The following is an 18,587-nucleotide window of genomic DNA, read 5'->3' as shown; positions in this document are numbered from 1 at the left end:
CTTTATTCGTTCTTGGTTCAGGGTTTGGCGGCTGCGGACTGCATCGCCTCCCACACGCGGGCGGGGGAAGCGGGCATGTCGAAATCCTTGACGCCCAGCGGCGCCAGCGCATCGAGCACGGCATTGATCACGGCCGGCGGCGAGCCGATGGCCCCCGCCTCGCCGCAGCCCTTGGTGCCCAGCGGGTTGTGCGTGCACGGGGTGCACACGGTGTCGAGCTTGAACTGCGGGAAGTCGCCGGCGCGCGGCATCGCGTAGTCCATGAAGCTGCCGGTGAGCAGCTGGCCGGTCTCGTTGTCGTAGACGCAGTTCTCCAGCAGCGCCTGGCCGATGCCCTGCACCAGCCCGCCGTGCACCTGGCCCTCGACGATCATCGGGTTGATGATGGTGCCGAAGTCGTCCACCGCGGTGAAGCGGTCCACGCGCACCTCGCCGGTCTGCTTGTCGACCTCGACCTCGCAGATGTAGGTGCCGCCCGGGAATGTGAAGTTGGTCGGGTCGTAGAAGGCGGTTTCGTTCAGGCCGGGCTCGAGTTTGTCGAGCGGGTAGTTGTGCGGCACGTAGGCAGTCAGCGCCACCTGGCCGAACGGGATCTTCTTGTCGGTGCCCTTCACCGTGAACTCGCCGTTGGCGAACTCGATGTCGGCGTCGCTCGCCTCCATAAGGTGCGCGGCGATCTTGCGGGCCTTGGTCTCGATCTTGTCGAGCGCCTTCATGATGGCCGCGCCGCCCACCGAAATGGAGCGCGAGCCGTAGGTGCCCATGCCGAAGGGCACGCGGCCGGTGTCGCCGTGCACCACGTCGACGTTCTCGACCGGAATGCCCAGCCGCGCCGCCACCACCTGCGCGAAAGTGGTCTCGTGGCCCTGGCCGTGGCTGTGCGAGCCGGTGAACACCGTCACGCTGCCGGTGGGGTGCACGCGGATCTCGCCGCATTCGAACAGGCCCGCTCGCGCACCGAGTGCGCCCGCGATGTTCGACGGAGCGATGCCGCAGGCCTCGATGTAGCTCGAATACCCGATGCCGCGCAGCTTGCCCTTGGCCTCGCTGGCCGTCTTGCGCGCGGCGTAGCCGTCGACCTCGGCGAGCACGCGGGCCTTGTCCATGCAGGCGTGGAAGTCGCCGGTGTCGTACTGCAGCGCCACCGGCGTCTGGTACGGGAAGGCGGTGATGAAGTTGCGCTTGCGGATCTCGTCCTGCCCCAGGTTCATCTCCCAGGCACAGCGCGAGACCAGCCGCTCCAGCAGGTAGGTCGCCTCGGGCCGCCCGGCCCCGCGGTAGGCATCGACTGGCGCGGTATTGGTGAACCAGGCGTCCACCTCGACGTAGATCTGCGGCGTGGTGTACTGGCCAGCCAGCAGCGTGGCATAGAGGATGGTCGGCACCGCCGTCGAGAAGGTCGACAGGTAGGCGCCGAGGTTGGCATCGGTATGCACGCGCAGCGCGAGGAACTTGCCATCCTTGTCCATCGCCATCTCGGCGTGGCTCACGTGGTCGCGGCCATGGGCGTCGGAGAGGAAACACTCCGAACGGTCGGCCGTCCACTTGATGTTGCGGTTGAGCTGCCTGGCGGCCCAGGTCAGGCACACGTCCTCGGCGTACAGGAAGATCTTGGAGCCGAAGCCGCCGCCCACATCGGGCGCGATCACGCGCACCTTGTGCTCGGGCAGGCCCAGCACGAAGGCCGTCATCAGCAGGCGCTCGACATGCGGGTTCTGGTTGGAGACGTAGAGCGTGTAGTCGTCGCCCGCGCGGTTGTAGCTGCCGATGGCCACGCGCGGCTCGATGGGGTTGGGCACCAGCCGGTTGTTGACCAGGTCGAGCTTCGTCACGTGCGCGGCGCTGGCAAACACCGCGTCGACCGCCGCCTTGTCGCCCAGCGCCCACTTGTAGCACTGGTTGTCGGGGGCTTCGTCGTGCAGCGTGACGCCACCGGACTTCTTCGCGGCGTCGGCCACGCTCACCAGCGCGGGCAGCACCTCGTAGTCGACCACCACCGCCTCGGCGGCGTTCCTCGCCTGCTCGACCGTCTCGGCCACCACCATGGCCACGTGGTCGCCGACGTAGCGCACCTTCCTGATCGCGAGGATCGGGTGCATCGGCTCCTTCATCGGGGTGCCGTCGGGGTTGTTGATGAGCCAGCCGCAGGGCAGCCCGCCCATCTTTCCCTCGATGTCCTTGCCGCTGAAGATGCCGACCACGCCGGGCATCTTCAGCGCCTGGGCGGTGTCGACCGACTTGATGAGGGCGTGCGCGTGCGGCGAGCGCACGAAGACCGCATGGCTCTGGTTGGCCAGCGTGATGTCGTCGGTGTAGTTGCCCGCGCCGGTGAGGAAGCGGTAGTCCTCCTTGCGGCGGACCGCCTCGCCGATGTGCGGCAGGTTCGAGAAATCGGAAGCGCCCATGTCGCTCTCCTCAGGCCGCGGCCGTTGCCTTGACGGGAGTGCCCGAGGCCATGGCCTCGCCGCCCATCTTCACTGCCTTGACGATGTTCTGGTAGCCCGTGCAGCGGCACAGGTTTCCGTCGAGCAGTTCGCGGATCTCGGATTCGCTCGACTTGGGGTGGTGGGTGCACAGGTCGATGGCGCTCATGACCATGCCCGGGGTGCAGAACCCGCACTGCAGGCCGTGGCACTCCTTGAAGGCCGCCTGCATGGGATGCATGGTGCCGTCGGCCTCGGCGATGCCCTCGATGGTGGTGATGTCGGCGCCGGCGGCCTGGGCCACCAGCACGTTGCACGACTTGACGGCCCGGCCGTTCACATGGACGGTGCAGGCGCCGCACTGGGCGGTGTCGCAGCCGACGTGGGTTCCGGTGAGATGGAGATGCTCGCGCAGAGCGTGTACGAGGAAGGTGTTGGGAGGAGCGTCGACCGTGACCTGGCGGCCGTTGACCTTGAAAGCGACCTGCATTTGGCTGTCTCCGTAAAAGGTGATGGCTGTTTCAGCGAAAGCATCTTGGATGCCGACCTTTGGCACTATCCTAGGCAAAACCCTTGACACTTGCACAGAGCGCGCGAAATTCTCAAAATGAAACAGCTTGCCATCCGGCGGGCCAGGAAAAGCCTGCATACATGCGCGAAAAACCACGATGTCTGTATCAATCGTTTCGCAGCCGCCTGAGCGTTCCCTGGCAATTGCCCAAGCCCGCCGCGAACTGATCGAAGGCGAGCCGGCGCCCCGCGCACGCGGCGCCGCCTGCATCGACTCGTGGATCACCCGCTCCTGGCAGCGCTGCATCGAGGCCGGCCGCCAGCCGCAGCAGCGCGTCAACTTCGATCCGGTGAGCCGCTCGGCCAGCATCGACATCGTCGAGCGCAACCGGGCGCTCGTCGCCGCGGCCCGGCCGGTGATAGAGCAGCTCTCCCGCGCCATCGCCGACACCCGCTATTTCGCCGTTCTCACCGATGCCCAGGGCATCGTGGTCGACGTGGGCAACCTGCCCGACGGCACCGATGCGGCGAGCCGCTACGCGCGCGATATCGCCCGCATCGGCGTCGATCTTTCGGAGCGCGCCATCGGCACCAGCGCCATCGGCACGGCGCTGGCCGAGCAGGAATCGGTATGGCTGCACCGCGGCGAGCACTTCTTCGACGACACCAGCGTCTACAGCTGCGCCGGAGCCCCGCTCTTCGGTCCCCGGGGCGACTGCATCGGCATGCTCGACCTGACCGGAGTGCACGTGGTGGAGCGCCCCGAGCTGCGCCACCTGGCGACCCTGTCGGCGCGCAACATAGAGAACATGCTGGTGATGCGCGAGCCCTGCGAGCTGCTGCTGCACCTGGCCTGGCCGGGCAGTTCGGGCGGCGAGGCCACCGAGGGGCTGCTGTGCATCGACGCCGTGGGCAACGTGACGGGCGCCAACGCGGCGGCACGTCAGATGCTGCACCAGCCGCTGTCGCGCAGCGAGCACGCCCTGAACTTCAACGACCTGTTCGCCCTGCCACTTCACATGATGTTCGACGCGGCCCGCCGCGGCGACGCCGTGCTCGAGGTGCCGCTGTGGTCCGGCCTGCGGGTGCAGGTGCGGCCGCGGCGCGGCGGCAGCAAAGGCCCGTCCGCCACCTCCCTTTCCACCGACAGCCGGCCGAGGCTGCGCGACGTGGAGACCGCGCTGATCCGCAAGGCGGTGGCCGATGCGCGCGGCAACGTGGCGGAGGCCGCGCGCACATTGGGCATCAGCCGGGCGACCGTCTACCGTAAGCTGTGGCGCGGGCGGCCTGCCGGGGCTCCGGACTGAAGCAGGCCCCGGCCGTTCAGCCTTCGTTCAGGCGCCGACCGGCACCTTGTCCAGGAAGCCCGTCACCGAACGCAGCTTGCCTGCGTCGACCTGCGCGAAGTCGGTACCCTGGATCAGGTCTTCGGCACCGCTCGGTCCCAGCGTCCACGAGAAGCGCAGATGGTCGCCGTGCGAATCGGCCTTGCCCAGCAGGTTGAAGCGGAAGCCCGGGTAGCGCTGGTGAACCGCGCCGACCAGCGCGCTGATCTGCTCGTGCCCGCTGGCCTGCGCGATCGGGTCGACGTAATGCGCGTCGGCGGTCCAGCCGGCCTCGATCAGCGCGGCGCGGCGGGCCGCGTCGGTCTCGTTCCAGACAGCGATGTAGCGTTGGGCAATGGTGGTGGCATCGTGTGCAGCGGTGTTCATGGTGACCATTCCTTTGGTGGTTTCCGGCCCGCAACATCGCGGGGTGAAGGAATGGTCGCGCCGCACGCGATCCGGGTCGATGACCTCTCGGGTCATGGAATGCGGCTGCCGGAGGCCCCCTCCCCCACAGCTCCTCGCGATCACATGGCGTCGAGGGGAAAGACCGGCCGGTGCACCTTGCCGAACGGGAACAGGCTGTAGTCCGAACTGGTGACACCGGGGCTGTCGCACTCCACCAGCGCGGCGGAGAGCGGCTCGAACACCGGCCGGCAGTACATGCGCGACTTGAGCAGCAGAAAGCGTTCCTTTCGCGGATCGAGCCCCACGCACTCGAAGACGCCGATGTCCCACGGCTCCTGCGTGCGCTCGGTCACCACGATGCGCGCCGCGCCGATGTCGAAGAGCACCGTGCGGCCCATGCTGCTGCGCTGGCCGGTGTAGGTAGGGCCGGTGATGACGTACTCGCCGTTGGAGATGGTGCGCACCGTGCCCGTCAGCAGCACCGGTGTTTTCTCCAGCCCGATGCCCGCGAGCGAGACCTTGTTGCCCAGCGCCACCGTCACCTGCGCGCCCTCGCCGGCCGCGACGAGCTGCGCCACCGCCTCGGGGTCGCACAGCGGACCGACGCCGATGCCGTGCAGCCCCTGCGCCAGCGCTTCCTGCAGCACGTCCATGGTGTCGCAGCTTCCGCCCGACATGCAGTTGTCGCCATGGTCGAGCAGCAGCACCGGGCGCGTCGCGCTCTCGGCAATCAGCTTCGCACGCGCGACCGACTCCGCCAGCGGCTCGCTGCGGTAGACGAAGGACTCGCGCTGTGCCCACATCTGCGCCGCGATGCGGTCGGCCGTGGCCTGCGCGCGTTCGGACGAATGCGCATCGACGGCGATCACGCTCATGCATGGCGCCTCGATGTCCGACAGCGAGAAGCCCGCGAGGATCGACACCGCCAGCGACTCCGCCTTTTCGGCTTCGCGCGCCGCCTCGATGGCCTGCTTCATCGCGCCGGTGAAGGAGGCGCTGCGCAGCGTGTGCGCCATCAGCGGCAGCCGGTGCCAGCGCATGTGCGGCCTGCTGCGCCCTGCGAGCATGTCGAAGAGCAGCCGCCCGGCATGCTCGCCGGTTTCGTACATGTCGACGTGCGGGTAGGTCTTGAAGCCGACGATCACGTCCGCGTTCTCCACCATCGCTGGTGTGACGTTGGCATGCAGGTCGAGCGCCACGCCGATGGGCACGCCCGGCGCCGCCGCACGAAGGCGCACCAGCAGGTCGCCTTCGCCGTCGGCGCTGTTGTGCGCGACCATCGCGCCGTGCAGGTCGAGCAGGATGGCGTCGCAGCCCGGGGCCGCACCGACGATGCATTGCGTCAGCTGCGTGTAGGCCTGCGCGTCGACCGGCCCGCTCGGGTTGGCCGAGGCCGACACCGGCGTGACCACCGTCGCGCCCGCCGCTTCGGCAAGGTCGATGAAGGCCGACATCGCGGTGCGCATGCCCTTGTTGTCGCGGTAGGCCTGTTCGCCGAAGGTCGGGCCGTCGGGCCCGAAGGCCGAGAGCGGCGTGGGCACGGGCGAGAAGGTATTGGTCTCGTGGTTCAGACGCGCGATCAGCACCTTCATTGCGCCACTCCCGCGCTGCGCAGCATCGCCTGCAGCAGCACGTTGCAGCCGGCCTCCAGGTGATCGGGCTGCGCGTCCTCTATCTCGTTGTGGCTGATGCCGTCGCGGCAGGGCACGAAGATCATCGCCGTGGGGCAGACGCGCGCAAGATACACCGCGTCGTGGCCCGCGCCGCTGATCACGTTCATCCAGCTCAGGCCCTGCGCCTGCGCGGCATCGCGCACGGCCGACACCAGCCCGGGAGTGAAGGGCTGCGGCGGGAAGTACACGACCTGCTCCACCGACATCTCGACCCTGGCCTTCGCGGCGATGCGCTGCACGGTTTCCTTGAGCGCGGCGTCCAGCGCCGACAGCACCGTGTCGTCGGCCGCGCGCAGGTCGACGCTGAGCTTCACCCGGCCCGGGATCACGTTGCGCGAGTTCGGGTACGCGTCGATCCAGCCGACGGTGCCGCGCGCATGCGGCGCATGGGCCAGCGCGATGCGGTTGACCTCGATCACGAGTTCGGAGGCGGCCAGCAGCGCGTCCTTGCGCAGCGCCATCGGCGTGGGGCCGGCATGGGCTTCCATGCCCTGCACCACCACGTCGTACCAGCGCTGGCCCAGCGCGCCCTCGACCACGCCGATGACGCGCTCGCTGGCTTCGAGCACCGGGCCCTGCTCGATGTGCGCCTCGAAGTACGCGCCCACGGGCGACGCTGCCGCCGAGACGGATGCGCTGCCCGCATAGCCGATGGCAGCCAGAGCGTCGGAGACGCTGATGCCGTCGTTGTCGCGCTGCGCCAGCGCATGCTCCAGCGTGAAGGCGCCGGCGAACACACCCGAGCCCATCATCACCGGCACGAAGCGCGAGCCTTCCTCGTTGGTCCACACCGCCACCTCGAGCGGCGCTTCGGTCTGAACCCCGGCGTCGTTCAGGGTGCGGATCACCTCCAGCCCGGCGAGCACGCCGTAGTTGCCGTCGAACTTGCCGCCCGTGGGCTGCGTGTCGATGTGGCTGCCCGTGGAGACGGGCGGCAGCGCGTCGTTGCGCCCGGCACGGCGCGCGAAGATGTTGCCGATGGCGTCCACGCGCACCTCGCAGCCCGCCTCGCGCGCCCAGCGCGAGAACAGGTCGCGGCCCTGGCGGTCGAGGTCGGTCAGCGCGATGCGGCAGACGCCGCCTTTCTCGGTGGCGCCGAGCTTCGCCAGTTCCATCAGCGAGTTCCAGAGCCGGCGGCCGTCAATGCGGAGTTCGTTGTGAGAGTTCTTCATGGCTTTTGAAAACGGTTGATGCGACGGGCCCTCAGGCGAGGCCCACGCCCAGATAGCGGTCTTTCACTTCGTGATCGGCCATGAAGGCCGCGTTGCCGGCCTCGTGCACGATCACGCCCTGCTCCACGATGTAGTGGCGGTCGGCCAGCTGCACGCAGACTTCCAGGTTCTGCTCGACCAGCAGGATCGCCACGCCGGCGGCCTTGATGGTCTTGAGCTGCGCGACGATCTCTTCCACGATCACCGGCGCCAGGCCCTCGACCGGCTCGTCGAGGATCAGCAGGCGCGGGTGATTCATCAGCGCCCGGCCGATGGCCAGCATCTGCTGCTCGCCGCCCGAGAGCTGCCCGCCGCCGTTGCGCCGGCGTTCCTTCAGGCGCGGGAAGATGCGGTAGATGTCGTCCAGCTGCCAGGGCGACTGGCGGCGCAGGCCGAGCAGCAGGTTCTCTTCCACCGTCAGCAGCTTGAAGATGCCCCGGTGCTCCGGCACCAGGCACACGCCGCGCGTGGCGATGCGGTGCGCCGGCATGCCCGCGATGTCGGCGCCCTGGAAGCGCACGCGCCCGCTCGTCGGCGTGACCGCGCCGGCAATGCTCTTGAGCGTGGTCGACTTGCCGGCGCCGTTGCGCCCCAGCAGCGTGACCAGCTCGGCCTCGCCCACGGTCATCGACACGCCCTGCAGCACATGGCTCTTGCCGTAGTGGGCATGCAGCTTCTCGACTTCGAGGATGTTCATGCCTTGCCTCCCGTGATCATGTTGCCGAGGTACGCAGTGCGCACGCGCGCGTCGGCGCGGATGTCGCCCGGAAGCCCCTCGGCCAGCACGCGGCCCAGCTGCATCACGGTCACGGTGTCGGAGATGTCCATCACGATGTTCATGTTGTGCTCGATGAGGACCACGGTGTGCGCGTCGCGCAGGCCGCGGATCAGCTGCTTCATGTCGTCGAGGTCGTCGATGCCCATGCCCGATGTCGGCTCGTCGAGGAAGATCGCCTTCGGCCTCGCCGCAAGCGCCATGCCCACTTCGAGCCGGCGCTGCTGGCCGTGCGAGAGCTCGGCGGCCGGCGTGTTCGCCAGCCGCTCCAGCCCGATGCGCTGCAGCACTTCGTCGACGATTTGGGTGCAGGCCAGTTCGCCGACCGGCGCGCGCCAGCAGTTCATGGCCTGGCGCGGCGAAACGCCCTGCGCCGCCACGCGCAGGTTCTCACGCACCGGAAGGCTCAGGAACAGCGCGGTGACCTGGAAGGAACGTGCCATGCCGCGCTGCACGCGCTTGTGGTCGGGCTCGCGCGTCACGTCGTGGCCGTCGAACAGGATGCGTCCGCCGGTGGTCATGCCGGTGCCGGTGAGCATGTGGAACAGCGTGGTCTTGCCCGCGCCGTTGGGGCCGATCACCGAATGCACCGTGTTGCGCCGGATCTTCAGGTCGACCCCGCCGAGCGCCGCGAACTTGCCGTAGTGCTTGGTGACGCCTACGGCTTCGATGAGAACGTCGCTCATGCTTTTTCTCCTTGGGCGGCAGGCGAGACAGGGTCGGCCGGCGCCTTGCGGAAGATGCGCTTCCGCGCGCTCTCGCCCAGCCCCCAGAGCCCGCGCTGCATGCCGATGCTCACGCCGATCAGCAGCAGCCCCAGCAGCAGCAGCCAGCGCGGCCACAGCGTGGAGAGCCAGTCGGCCAGCAGCACGTAGAAGGCCGAGCCCAGCACCGAGGCGAAGAGGTTGCCGGTGCCGCCGATCACGGTGATGACCAGGATCATCTCGCTCGTGTGGTACTCGGCGTTCGACAGAGGCGCGATGCCGGTCATCATCGCGTGCAGCCCGCCCGCCAGGCCGGTGACGGCGCCCGAGATGACGAAGGCCAGCAGCTTGAAGCGCTTGAGGTCGTAGCCCACCGCGGCGGCGCGGTCCTCGTTGTCGCGGATTGCAAGCAGCGTGCGGCCGAAGACCGAATCGGTCACGCGCAGCAGCAGGCCGAAGGCGACCAGGAACACCACGGCCACGAAGGCGTAGTACTTCCAGGGCGTGTCCATGAAGCCGGGGCGCGGCACGTCGAGCAGGCCGTTGTCGCCGCCGGTGAGGCCGGTGGCGGTGTAGGCGATGAAATAGAACATCTGCGCGAAGGCCAGCGTGAGCATCACGAAGTAGGTGCCGCGCTGGCGGATGGCAACCCAGCCCACCACGGCAGCACCCAGCGCGCCCATCGCCACGGCGGCGAGCAGCGCGAGCGGCATCGGCAGGCTCAGCCGCGTGAGCAGGATGGCGATGGTGTAGCTGCCCAGCCCGAAGAAGATGCCCTGCCCGAAGGAGAGCAGCCCGGTGTAGCCCAGCAGCAGGTTGCAGCCCAGCGCGGCCAGCGCGTAGATCAGCACCTCGCTCGCGAGCGAGCCCGAGCTCAGCACCAGCGGCAGGCCCAGCACCGCGATGAGCGCCAGAAGGAAAGTGATTTTTCTCGGCATGGCGTGTCCGTTCATGCTTTGCGGCCGAGCAGGCCATGCGGGCGCAACAGCAGCACGGCCGCCATCGCGATGTACACCATCAGGCTCGCGCCCGGCGGCCAGATGGTGCTCATGAGGCTCTGCACGATGCCGATAAGCAGGCCGCCCACGAGCGCGCCACCGAAGCTGCCGAGCCCGCCGATCACCACCACAACGAAGGCCACGGCCAGCGCCTCGACACCCATGAAGGGCTCGGCGCCGCGGATCGGCGCGGCCAGCACGCCCGCCAGCGCCGCCGTGGCCGCGCCGAGCGCGAACACCAGGCTGAACACGCGGAACACGTTGATGCCAAGCAGCGACACCATTTCCGTCGATTCGCTGCCCGCGCGCACCGCGCTGCCCAGGCGCGTGCCCTCGAGCACCCACCACAGCAGCACCGCGAGCACGGCGGTGAAGCCGATCACGAAGAGCCGGTATTTCGGATAGACGAACGAGCCCCACATGACCACGCCCTGCAGCAGATCGGGCGTGGCGACGCTGTTGCCCAGCGGGCCCCAGAACACGATCACCATCTCCTGCACCGCGAGCGCGAGGCCCACCGTGACGAGGATGTGGAACTCGTGCGCCTTGGCGTACACGCGGCGCAGCAGCAGCTTCTCGGCCAGCCAGCCCAGCGCGCCCACGAAGAGCGGCACAAGCAGCAGCGCCAGCCAGAAGTTCATGCCCCATTGGAGGGCCTGGAAGCAGAGGTAGGCGCCCAGCAGGTAGAAGGCCCCGTGCGCGAAGTTCACGAAGCGCAGCAGGCCGAACACGATGGACAGGCCGACCGCCAGCAGGAAATACAGCATGCCGATGCCGATTCCGTTGATGGTCTGTAGCAGGTAGACGGACATAGATGAAGGTATTGGCGGAGTGCAGGCGCATGCGCGCGGCCCTTTCCAGGAACACCGAGGAACCGGCTCGGCCGGGCCGCAGGTGTTGCCCCCTGCAAGGGGGTTGGCGGCCACACGAAGTGGGCAAGCCTGGGGGTCAGCCCAACTTACAGCCGGTCTTGTCCACGGCCAGGAAGGACTTGCCGGAACTGACCACGTCGACGTAGTCCGCCGCGTCCTTCATCTTCGACTTGGCCTTGCCCTTGAGCAGGTAGTAGTCCTTCACGACTTGGTGGTCGGCCTTGCGGATTTCCTCGGCGCCGGTGAGCCCGTCGAACTTCATGCCTTCGAGCGCGGCGATCACCGCCTTCTGGTCGACCGAGCCGGCCTTCACGATGCCGTCGATCAGGATCTTGGTGCAGATGTACGAACCGGCGAGGCTGTAGTTGGGCACGATCTTGAGCTTGTCGGCCGTGCGCTTCACCAGGTCCTTGTTGAGCGGCGTATCGGCCGTGTGCCAGTACTGCGCGCCGAAGTAGACGCCGTCGCACAGGTCGGCGCCCAGTTCGTCGAACTGCTCCAGGCCCGAGGCCCAGGCCATGAGGATCGTCATGTTCTTGTGCATGCCGAAGCTCACCGCCTGGCGCAGCGCGGCCGACGACTGCGCGCCGAAGTTCAACAGCAGCAGCACGTCGGGCTTGGCGGCCATGGCGTTGGTGAGATAGCCGCTGAACTCCTTCTCGGTGAGCGAGTGGTAGCTGTTGCCCACGTGCTCGATGCCCTTCTCCTGGAAGATGTTCTTGGCGGCGCTCAGCAGTCCGTCGCCGAACACGTACTGCGGCGTGATGGTGTACCAGCGCTTGGCCTTGGGCATGGAGGCGATCAGCGGGCGCACCGTCTGCTCGATCGCACCGAAGGTGGGCACCGACCAGCGGAAGGTGGCGGGGTTGCAGTCCTTGCCGGTGATCTCGTCGGCGCCCGCGGTGGTGATGAAGAGGCCGCCGGCCTTCTCGGCCTCCTTGCCCATGGCCAGCGCCTCCGACGACAGGATGCCGCCCGCGAAGAACTTCGCGCCCTGCTGCTGCGAGGCTTCCTGCACCTTGCGCACGGCAGTGGCTGGCTTGCCTTCGGTGTCGAGCACCGTGTAGGCCAGCGGACGCTTCAGCACGCTGCCGTATTGCTCGATGGCCAGCTTCATGCCCAGGTCGGCGAACTTGCCGTTGGCCGCGAAGGCGCCCGACATCGGGACCGGGCAGCCGAATCGGATCGCGTCGGCCGACTGTGCGAAGGCGGCGCGGCCGCCCAGGAGCGAGGCGGGGGCAGCCGAGAGGGCGGCCAGCTGAAGAAGTTGTCTGCGTTGCATGAGTTCTCCGGTCGTTGGTGGGATGAAAGGAAGAGAGAGCCAGGTGAAGCGGATGCCTGCGATTGCCGGCGAATTTAAGCGGATAAATTGGATTAATATGCTGGTAAAAACCCGCTAGCAAGCCCTGTGCCCAAGACCAGACAAATCCCCTGCACGGCGCCGTTTAAGATCGCGCGCTGTTGCGCATCCCGCGCATCTCCCGATGGGCATGGAGCGTTTCAATGAGAGTGGGGCAGAACCGTCCTAAGCGGCAGAAGCTCTCGGACGTCATCGTCGAAGACGTCAAGCGCTGGATCGTTGCGGAGCGCAAGCAGCCCGGCGACCGGCTACCGAACGAGAAGGAACTGATCGAGCTCTTCGGCTATTCGAAGAGCACCGTGCGCGAGGCGCTCAAGGCGCTGGAGGTGCGCGGCCTGATCTCCATCCGCACCGGGCCCGGCGGCGGTGCCTACCTGCAGCAGGTGTCGGTGGAGCACGCGTCGGAGCCGCTGCGCAACTTCCTGCACTTCCACCATCTCGACGGCCATCACATCTACCAGCTGCGCAAGGCGCTGGAACCCGAGCTGGCCGTGAGCGTGGTGGGCAAGCTGACGCCCGAGCAGTTCGAGAAGCTGGAAGAAAACGTCAGGCTGTGCACGGTCGAGCCGACCAGCGAGGACGAACTGCGCATCCAGCGCGAGGCCGAACTCGCCTTCCACACCATGCTGGCGGAGAGCTGCCCCAATCCGGTGCTCTCCTTCATGTGCCGCTTTCTCAACGATCTGCTGCGCGACCTCGTGGTCTACAAGAAGGCGCTCGACCATCACCACTTCGGCGAGGCGAACGTCGACTATCACACGCAGCTTCTCGCGGCCTACCGCAGGGAAGACGCCGACGAGGTGCGCCGCCTGATGACCGAGCACATGGTCGACGCCGAGCAGCACATGCACGAGATGGAGGCGCACATCGGCGCCAGGCACCTGCTGCTGCCGAGCGGGCAGCGCTGAGCTTTCGCCGACTTCTTCTACTTCCGGTGCGCCTGCTCCAGGCACTCCTGGAACGCCAGCACCGCCCGCGACGGCTTCGGCGAACGCCGCAGCAGGCTCACGAAGCGGCACGCGTAGTTGAAACGCGCCGGCAGCACCGCCTTCATGAGGCCGCGCTCCTCGAACACCTGCGCGTAGTGGTCGGGCAGGAAGCCCAGGAAGCGCCCCGAGAGGATCAGCGTCGCGATCGCCTCCTGGTCGAAGCCCGTGGCCATGCGCGACAGCTTCGCGCGGTGGCTCAGCTCCATGTTGGGCGAGTGGTAGCCCAGCCCCGCGAAATGGTGCTCGCGCAGCCGAGCCCAGGTGAGCTTGTCGTGGCTCACGCCGAAGAGCGGATGCCCCGCGCCGCAGTAAAGCAGCATGGTCTCGTCGAACAGGTCGGCATACACCAGGCTCTTGGATGCGCGGTGCGCCGGGATGATGCCGATCTGGAAGTTGCCCTCCAGCACGCCCTGCTCGATGGCGTTGATCGAGCCCACGTGCACCGCCAGCCGCACCTCGGGCGCGATCTCGGTGAAGCGCGCGATGGCATCGCCGATGCGCGCCTGCGGGTTGGTCGCCGTCTTGTCGAACAGCGCCACGTCGAGCTGTCCGCCCATGCGGTTGTGGATGTCGTCGATGCTGCCGCGGAAGGCGTCGACCGAGGCCAGCAGGCGCAGCGTCTCGTCGTACACGCGCTGCCCCTCGGCGGTGAGCGCGAAGCCCGCCCTGCCCCGCCGGCACAGCACCAGCCCCAAACGGGTTTCCAGGTCCTTCACATGGCGGCTCACGGTGGAGGTACCGATGTTCAGCTCCAGCTCGGCGGCCGCCATGCCGCCGCAGTCGACCACGCTCCTGAACACCTTGAGCAGGCGCAGGTCCATGTCGCTGAGCTGCCCCAGCACGGCGCGGTTGCGGGTGCCGGAGGCACCATTTCGGGCTTTCGCCTTTACTTGCATGAAACGTCAAGTGAACATTGATATTGCACCATTCTCCACACTGAAGGGCTTGCGAACAATCGGCGCATCCCTTCACCTCCGGAGCCCGCCGCGCGCGGGAATCGACATGACCCTCGCAGCAGCCCCTGCCCTCGAATCCGCATCGGCCGTGCGCACCGACGCCGCCTGGCTCGACGCGCACTGGATGCCCTACACCGGCAACCGCAACTTCAAGGCCGATCCGCGCATCGTCGTGGAAGCCAAGGGCGCCTACTTCACCGACTCCGAAGGCCGCAAGATCTTCGACGGCCTCTCGGGCCTGTGGTGCTCCGGCCTGGGCCACGGCCGCCCCGAGATCACCGAGGCGGTGAGCCGCCAGATCGCCAAGCTCGACTACTCGCCCGCCTTCCAGTTCGGCCATCCGCTCTCGTTCGAGCTGGCCAACAAGATCAAGGAGATGACGCCCGCCGGCCTCGACTACGTCTTCTTCACCGGCTCGGGCTCGGAAGCCGCCGACACCTCGCTGAAGCTGGCGCGCGCCTACTGGCGCACCAAGGGCTTGGGCCAAAAGACCCGCCTGATCGGCCGCGAGAAGGGCTACCACGGCGTCAACTACGGCGGCATCTCGGTCGGCGGCATCGCGGCCAACCGCAAGCTCTTCGGCCAGGGCGTGGAGGCCGACCACCTGCCGCACACGCAGCTCGCCTCGAACGCCTTCACGCGCGGCATGGCCGACAACGGCGTCGAGCTGGCCGACCGCCTGCTCGACATCATCGCGCTGCACGACGCATCGAACATCGCGGCCGTGATCGTCGAGCCCTTCGCGGGCTCGGCCGGCGTGGTGATCCCGCCCAAGGGCTACCTCAAGCGCCTGAGCGAGATCTGCACCGCCAACAACATCCTGCTGATCTTCGACGAGGTCATCACCGGCTTCGGCCGCTGCGGCGCGCTCACCGGCGCCGAGGCCTTCGGCGTGACGCCCGACATCATGAACATCGCCAAGCAGATCACCAACGGCGCGCAGCCCATGGGCGCGGTGGTGGCCAGCAAGGACATCTACGACACCTTCATGGCGGCGGGCGGCCCCGACTACATGCTCGAGTTCCCGCACGGCTACACCTACAGCGCGCACCCGGTGGCCTGCGCCGCCGGCATCGCCGCGCTCGACGTGCTGAAGAAGGAAGACATGATCGGCCGCGTGCAGGCATTGGCGCCGCACTTCGAGAACGCAGTGCACAGCCTGAAGGGCAGCAAGCACGTGACCGACATCCGCAACTATGGCCTGGCCGCCGGCCTGACCATCGCCGCCCTGCCGGGCGAGCCCGCGCGGCGCCCGTACGAGATTGCGATGAACTGCTGGAAGAAGGGCTTCTACGTGCGCTACGGCGGCGACACCATCCAGCTCGCCCCGCCCTTCATCGCGGAGAAGGCCGAGATCGACCGCATGGTGAACGCGCTGGCGGACGCGCTGGCCGAGACGGCCTGAGCCTTTAGCGTTAACTCGCCGGCAGGCGACGGCCCTGCAGCGGCACGGTCCTACAGCCCGGCGGCCCGCGGATTCCCAGAATCTGCCGGGCTGCCGATGACAACGCTCCAAACAGACATCCCCGCCCGCCTCGACCGCCTGCCGTGGTCGCGCTGGCACTGGCGCGTGGTCATCGCGCTTGGCGTGGCCTGGGTGCTCGACGGGCTGGAGGTCACGCTGGTGGGCTCCATCGGCGCGGTGCTGGAGCGGCCCGACACGCTCGGGCTCACGGCCGGCGAGATCGGGCTGTCGGGCTCGGTGTACGTCGCGGGCGCGGTGCTCGGCGCCCTGCTCTTCGGCCGGATGACCGACCGGCTCGGGCGCAAGAAGCTCTTTCTCATCACGCTCGCGGTCTACACCGTCGGCACGCTGGCGACGGCCTTCTCGCCGAACTTCGCCTTCTTCGCGCTGTGCCGGTTCATCACCGGGCTGGGCATCGGCGGGGAGTACGCGGCCATCAACTCGGCCATCGACGAGCTGATTCCGGCGCGGGTGCGCGGGCGCGTGAACCTCGCGATCAACGGCAGCTTCTGGATCGGTGCCGCGTTGGGTGCGGCGCTCAGCCTGGTCTTGCTCGATGCGCGCGTGATCGGGCCGGTGTGGGGCTGGCGCGCAGGGTTCGCGCTGGGGGCGGTCCTGGCGGTGGCCATCCTGCTGGTGCGGCGCCACGTGCCCGAGAGTCCGCGGTGGCTGGTGGCGCACGGGCGGGCCGACGAGGCGAAGCGCATCGTCGATCGCATCGAAGCCGAGGTCGAGGCGCAGCACGGCCCGCTGCCCGCGCCGCCGGGCTTCGTCGTGAACTACACGGCCGCGCGGCCCAACAGCCCGCCCATGCGCCAGGTCGCACGCGTGCTGTTCAAGCGCTACCCGCAGCGCAGCGTGGTCGCGCTGGCGCTGATGATTTCGCAGGCCTTCTTCTACAACGCGATCTTCTTCACCTACGCGCTGGTGCTCACCCGCTTCTACGGCGTGCCCGAAGGCAGCGTGGCGCTCTACATCTTTCCGTTCGCGCTGGGCAACGTGCTGGGGCCGCTGCTGCTGGGGCCGCTGTTCGACAGCGTGGGACGGCGCCGGATGATCGCCGCGACCTACGTGCTCGCGGGCATCGGCCTCGCGCTCACCGGCTGGGCCTTCATGCAGGGGTGGCTCGACGCGCGCAGCCAAGCACTGTGCTGGTCTGCCGTGTTCTTCCTGGCCTCGGCCGCGGCGAGTTCGGCGTATCTCACGGTGAGCGAGGTGTTTCCGCTGGAGATGCGCGCGATCGCCATCGCCATCTTCTACGCGGTGGGCATGGGTGCGGGCGGCTTCGCCGCGCCGCTGCTGTTCGGCCTGCTGATCGAGACCGGCAGCCGCGGCGCGGTGATGGTCGGCTACTGCATCGGCGCCGGGCTGGTCATCGTGGCGGGACTGCTGGCGCTGCGCCATGCGGCCGACGCGGAACGCAAGCCGCTGGAGGAAGTGGCGCCGCCTCTGGCCTCCGAGGCCGGCGGGGAGCGCTGAGTGCCCTGACGCCCGCTCAGAGAGCGCAGGTCCGGAAGCCGAAGAAGCCGTCGTCGCGCTCCGGCAGCGCGAAGCCGCGGCGGCGCAGCGACCGCAAACGGGCACGTGTCGCGAACGAAGCGCCGCGCAGCACGCGCGCACGGCCGAAGGCAGCGGCCGGATCGAACTCGGTGCCCGCGCTCCACGGATCGGCCCGGTAACCGGGCCAGGGCTGCAGGGTGCCGGAAGTCCACTCGTGCACGTCGGCCCAGCGGAAGCCGCGGCGCGCCGCCGTATGGGCGGCGATCTCCCATTCGACCTCGGTCGCCAGGCGCCGGCCGGCCCAGCGCGCCCAGGCGTCGGCCTCCCACCAGCTCAGGTGCACCGCGCTGTGGTGCCCAGCCGCGCGCACGGTGGCGCCAAAGCGCTGCTGCAGCACCGAGCCGCCGGTGCCGTTGCGCGCCGCGCCGATCTGCTCGATGTGGCGCGGCCCGCGCCGGCCCTCGATCTGCGCATTGAGCCAGCGCCAGCCTTCGCCATGCCAGAGCTCCTCGCGGTCGTAGCCGCCATCCTCGACGAATTCGACGTACTGGTTCCAGGTGACGGGCTGGGCGTCGATCTCGAATTCGGGCACGTCCACCCGGTGCGCCGCGCGCTCCTGCGCGAAGGCGAAGCCGCTTTCGGGCATGCCCAGCTCCCAGCGCGTGGCCGGCAGCAGCAGCGGCTCGCGCGTGACGGCGATGGGCGCCTGTTCGACGCCCAGGGGCAGACCCAGCGTCTGCGCCATCACCACGAACTGCTCGCCGCGCATGTCTTCGTGAAACAGCGCGAGGCGGTAGAAGTAGAGGCCGGCGTCCGTCTCGGCGGCGTTGTCGAGCAGTTCGAGGGTGCTTTCCAGGGTGTCCAGCAGGTAGGCCTTTGTCTGCGCGAGGTCGGGCAGGTCGGCGATGCCGTGCTCCCGCGCCTGGGGCAGCCGCTGCAGGCTCCACCAGTCGTCCGCGCCCGGCTCGATGGACGCCAGCCGAGTCGGGCGCAGCGGGCACTCGTCGCCGAACGCGCGTTGCGTGTTGCGCCCGATCCACCATTCGGCGAACCAGCCGATGTAGCCGGCCAGCCACACCGGCGGCACCACATCGGGCATCGGCTCCACGCGCATGTCCCGGCCCAGGGCCTGCTCGAAGAGGGACAGGAGGTGCAGGGTATGGTTGCGCGCGTCGATCAGCGCCAGCGACAGCATGTCGCGGCCGGCCTTGCTCATGTCGGGGGAGTCGATGGACTGGGGCGTTGCCGCAGCCGGGGCCGGTGGTGGGCGCGGTGTCTGGGCCATCAGCCATTATGACCATGCCTCCATCCTCGGGTACGCCCCGAAACGACACTTTCGATTACACCTATAAAATCCGCTCCGCCTCATGCACCCGACCCGCCGGCGCACAACGCCGGTGCGTCGGGTGCGCTCGTAT

At 68.4% G+C, this 18,587-nt stretch carries 16 protein-coding genes; 4 read left to right on the top strand and 12 right to left on the bottom strand.

Features of this window, described 5'->3' with window-relative positions; translation table 11 throughout:
• Window positions 1-17 precede the first annotated feature (17 nt).
• A complete protein-coding gene (locus ABL843_RS09020) occupies window positions 18-2,405 on the bottom strand; it encodes a xanthine dehydrogenase family protein molybdopterin-binding subunit (RefSeq protein WP_126022898.1) in 2,388 nt (795 codons plus the stop codon).
• Window positions 2,406-2,415: 10 nt separating this feature from the next.
• A complete protein-coding gene (locus ABL843_RS09015; protein WP_126022897.1) occupies window positions 2,416-2,913 on the bottom strand; it encodes a (2Fe-2S)-binding protein in 498 nt (165 codons plus the stop codon).
• Window positions 2,914-3,091: 178 nt separating this feature from the next.
• Here ABL843_RS09015 and ABL843_RS09010 point away from each other — a divergent pair, with 178 nt between their 5' ends.
• On the top strand, window positions 3,092-4,240 hold the full coding sequence (locus tag ABL843_RS09010) for a helix-turn-helix domain-containing protein (protein WP_126022896.1): 1,149 nt from the start codon (window positions 3,092-3,094) through the stop codon (window positions 4,238-4,240).
• A 27-nt stretch (window positions 4,241-4,267) separates the two neighbouring features.
• Here ABL843_RS09010 and ABL843_RS09005 read toward each other — a convergent pair whose 3' ends face one another.
• The 8 genes from ABL843_RS09005 to ABL843_RS08970 form a co-directional block, all read right to left on the bottom strand.
• A complete protein-coding gene (locus ABL843_RS09005; protein ID WP_126022895.1) occupies window positions 4,268-4,645 on the bottom strand; it encodes a nuclear transport factor 2 family protein in 378 nt (125 codons plus the stop codon).
• Window positions 4,646-4,785: 140 nt separating this feature from the next.
• Window positions 4,786-6,258, bottom strand: a complete 1,473-nt coding sequence (locus tag ABL843_RS09000) for a M81 family metallopeptidase (protein ID WP_418119629.1) — start codon at window positions 6,256-6,258, stop codon at window positions 4,786-4,788.
• On the bottom strand, window positions 6,255-7,511 hold the full coding sequence (locus tag ABL843_RS08995; protein WP_126022893.1) for a Zn-dependent hydrolase: 1,257 nt from the start codon (window positions 7,509-7,511) through the stop codon (window positions 6,255-6,257). The genes ABL843_RS09000 and ABL843_RS08995 overlap by 4 nt, the downstream gene beginning before the upstream one ends.
• 31 nt (window positions 7,512-7,542) lie before the next feature.
• Entirely contained in the window at window positions 7,543-8,247 is a 705-nt protein-coding gene (locus ABL843_RS08990; RefSeq protein WP_418119628.1) for an ABC transporter ATP-binding protein, read from the bottom strand.
• Window positions 8,244-9,011, bottom strand: coding sequence for an ABC transporter ATP-binding protein (locus ABL843_RS08985; RefSeq protein WP_369659055.1), 768 nt, complete (start codon window positions 9,009-9,011; stop codon window positions 8,244-8,246). Before ABL843_RS08985 ends, ABL843_RS08990 begins: the two co-directional genes overlap by 4 nt.
• Window positions 9,008-9,967: a branched-chain amino acid ABC transporter permease gene (locus ABL843_RS08980; RefSeq protein WP_418119627.1), complete on the bottom strand. Its 960-nt coding sequence runs from the start codon at window positions 9,965-9,967 to the stop codon at window positions 9,008-9,010. The genes ABL843_RS08985 and ABL843_RS08980 overlap by 4 nt, the downstream gene beginning before the upstream one ends.
• 11 nt (window positions 9,968-9,978) lie before the next feature.
• Window positions 9,979-10,839 carry a branched-chain amino acid ABC transporter permease gene (locus ABL843_RS08975; RefSeq protein ID WP_418119626.1) on the bottom strand — a complete coding sequence of 287 codons (861 nt, stop codon included), beginning with the start codon at window positions 10,837-10,839 and terminating at the stop codon, window positions 9,979-9,981.
• Window positions 10,840-10,975: 136 nt separating this feature from the next.
• Window positions 10,976-12,181, bottom strand: coding sequence for an ABC transporter substrate-binding protein (locus tag ABL843_RS08970; RefSeq protein WP_418119625.1), 1,206 nt, complete (start codon window positions 12,179-12,181; stop codon window positions 10,976-10,978).
• Between the two features lie 221 nt (window positions 12,182-12,402).
• Between ABL843_RS08970 and ABL843_RS08965 the strand changes: the two genes are divergently transcribed.
• Window positions 12,403-13,167: a FadR/GntR family transcriptional regulator gene (locus ABL843_RS08965; protein ID WP_126022887.1), complete on the top strand. Its 765-nt coding sequence runs from the start codon at window positions 12,403-12,405 to the stop codon at window positions 13,165-13,167.
• A 17-nt stretch (window positions 13,168-13,184) separates the two neighbouring features.
• On the opposite strand, the gene ABL843_RS08960 is transcribed toward ABL843_RS08965, so the two are convergent.
• Window positions 13,185-14,144: a LysR family transcriptional regulator gene (locus ABL843_RS08960; RefSeq protein ID WP_126022886.1), complete on the bottom strand. Its 960-nt coding sequence runs from the start codon at window positions 14,142-14,144 to the stop codon at window positions 13,185-13,187.
• Window positions 14,145-14,250: 106 nt separating this feature from the next.
• Between ABL843_RS08960 and ABL843_RS08955 the strand changes: the two genes are divergently transcribed.
• Both ABL843_RS08955 and ABL843_RS08950 read left to right on the top strand, forming a co-directional pair.
• Window positions 14,251-15,609, top strand: a complete 1,359-nt coding sequence (locus ABL843_RS08955; protein WP_418119624.1) for an aspartate aminotransferase family protein — start codon at window positions 14,251-14,253, stop codon at window positions 15,607-15,609.
• A gap of 96 nt (window positions 15,610-15,705) precedes the next feature.
• A complete protein-coding gene (locus ABL843_RS08950) occupies window positions 15,706-17,148 on the top strand; it encodes an MFS transporter (protein WP_418119623.1) in 1,443 nt (480 codons plus the stop codon).
• Window positions 17,149-17,164: 16 nt separating this feature from the next.
• Here the strand turns inward: ABL843_RS08950 and ABL843_RS08945 are convergent, their stop codons facing one another.
• Window positions 17,165-18,454, bottom strand: a complete 1,290-nt coding sequence (locus ABL843_RS08945; protein ID WP_418119622.1) for an SUMF1/EgtB/PvdO family nonheme iron enzyme — start codon at window positions 18,452-18,454, stop codon at window positions 17,165-17,167.
• Window positions 18,455-18,587: the final 133 nt, after the last annotated feature.

The sequence above is a fragment of the Variovorax sp. 350MFTsu5.1 genome (genome assembly GCF_048302515.1).
In the GTDB taxonomy this organism is placed as follows: Bacteria; Pseudomonadota; Gammaproteobacteria; order Burkholderiales; family Burkholderiaceae_C; genus Variovorax; species Variovorax guangxiensis.
Note: the sequence above shows the minus strand (reverse complement) of the source record. Positions and strands in the feature narration are given on the sequence as shown.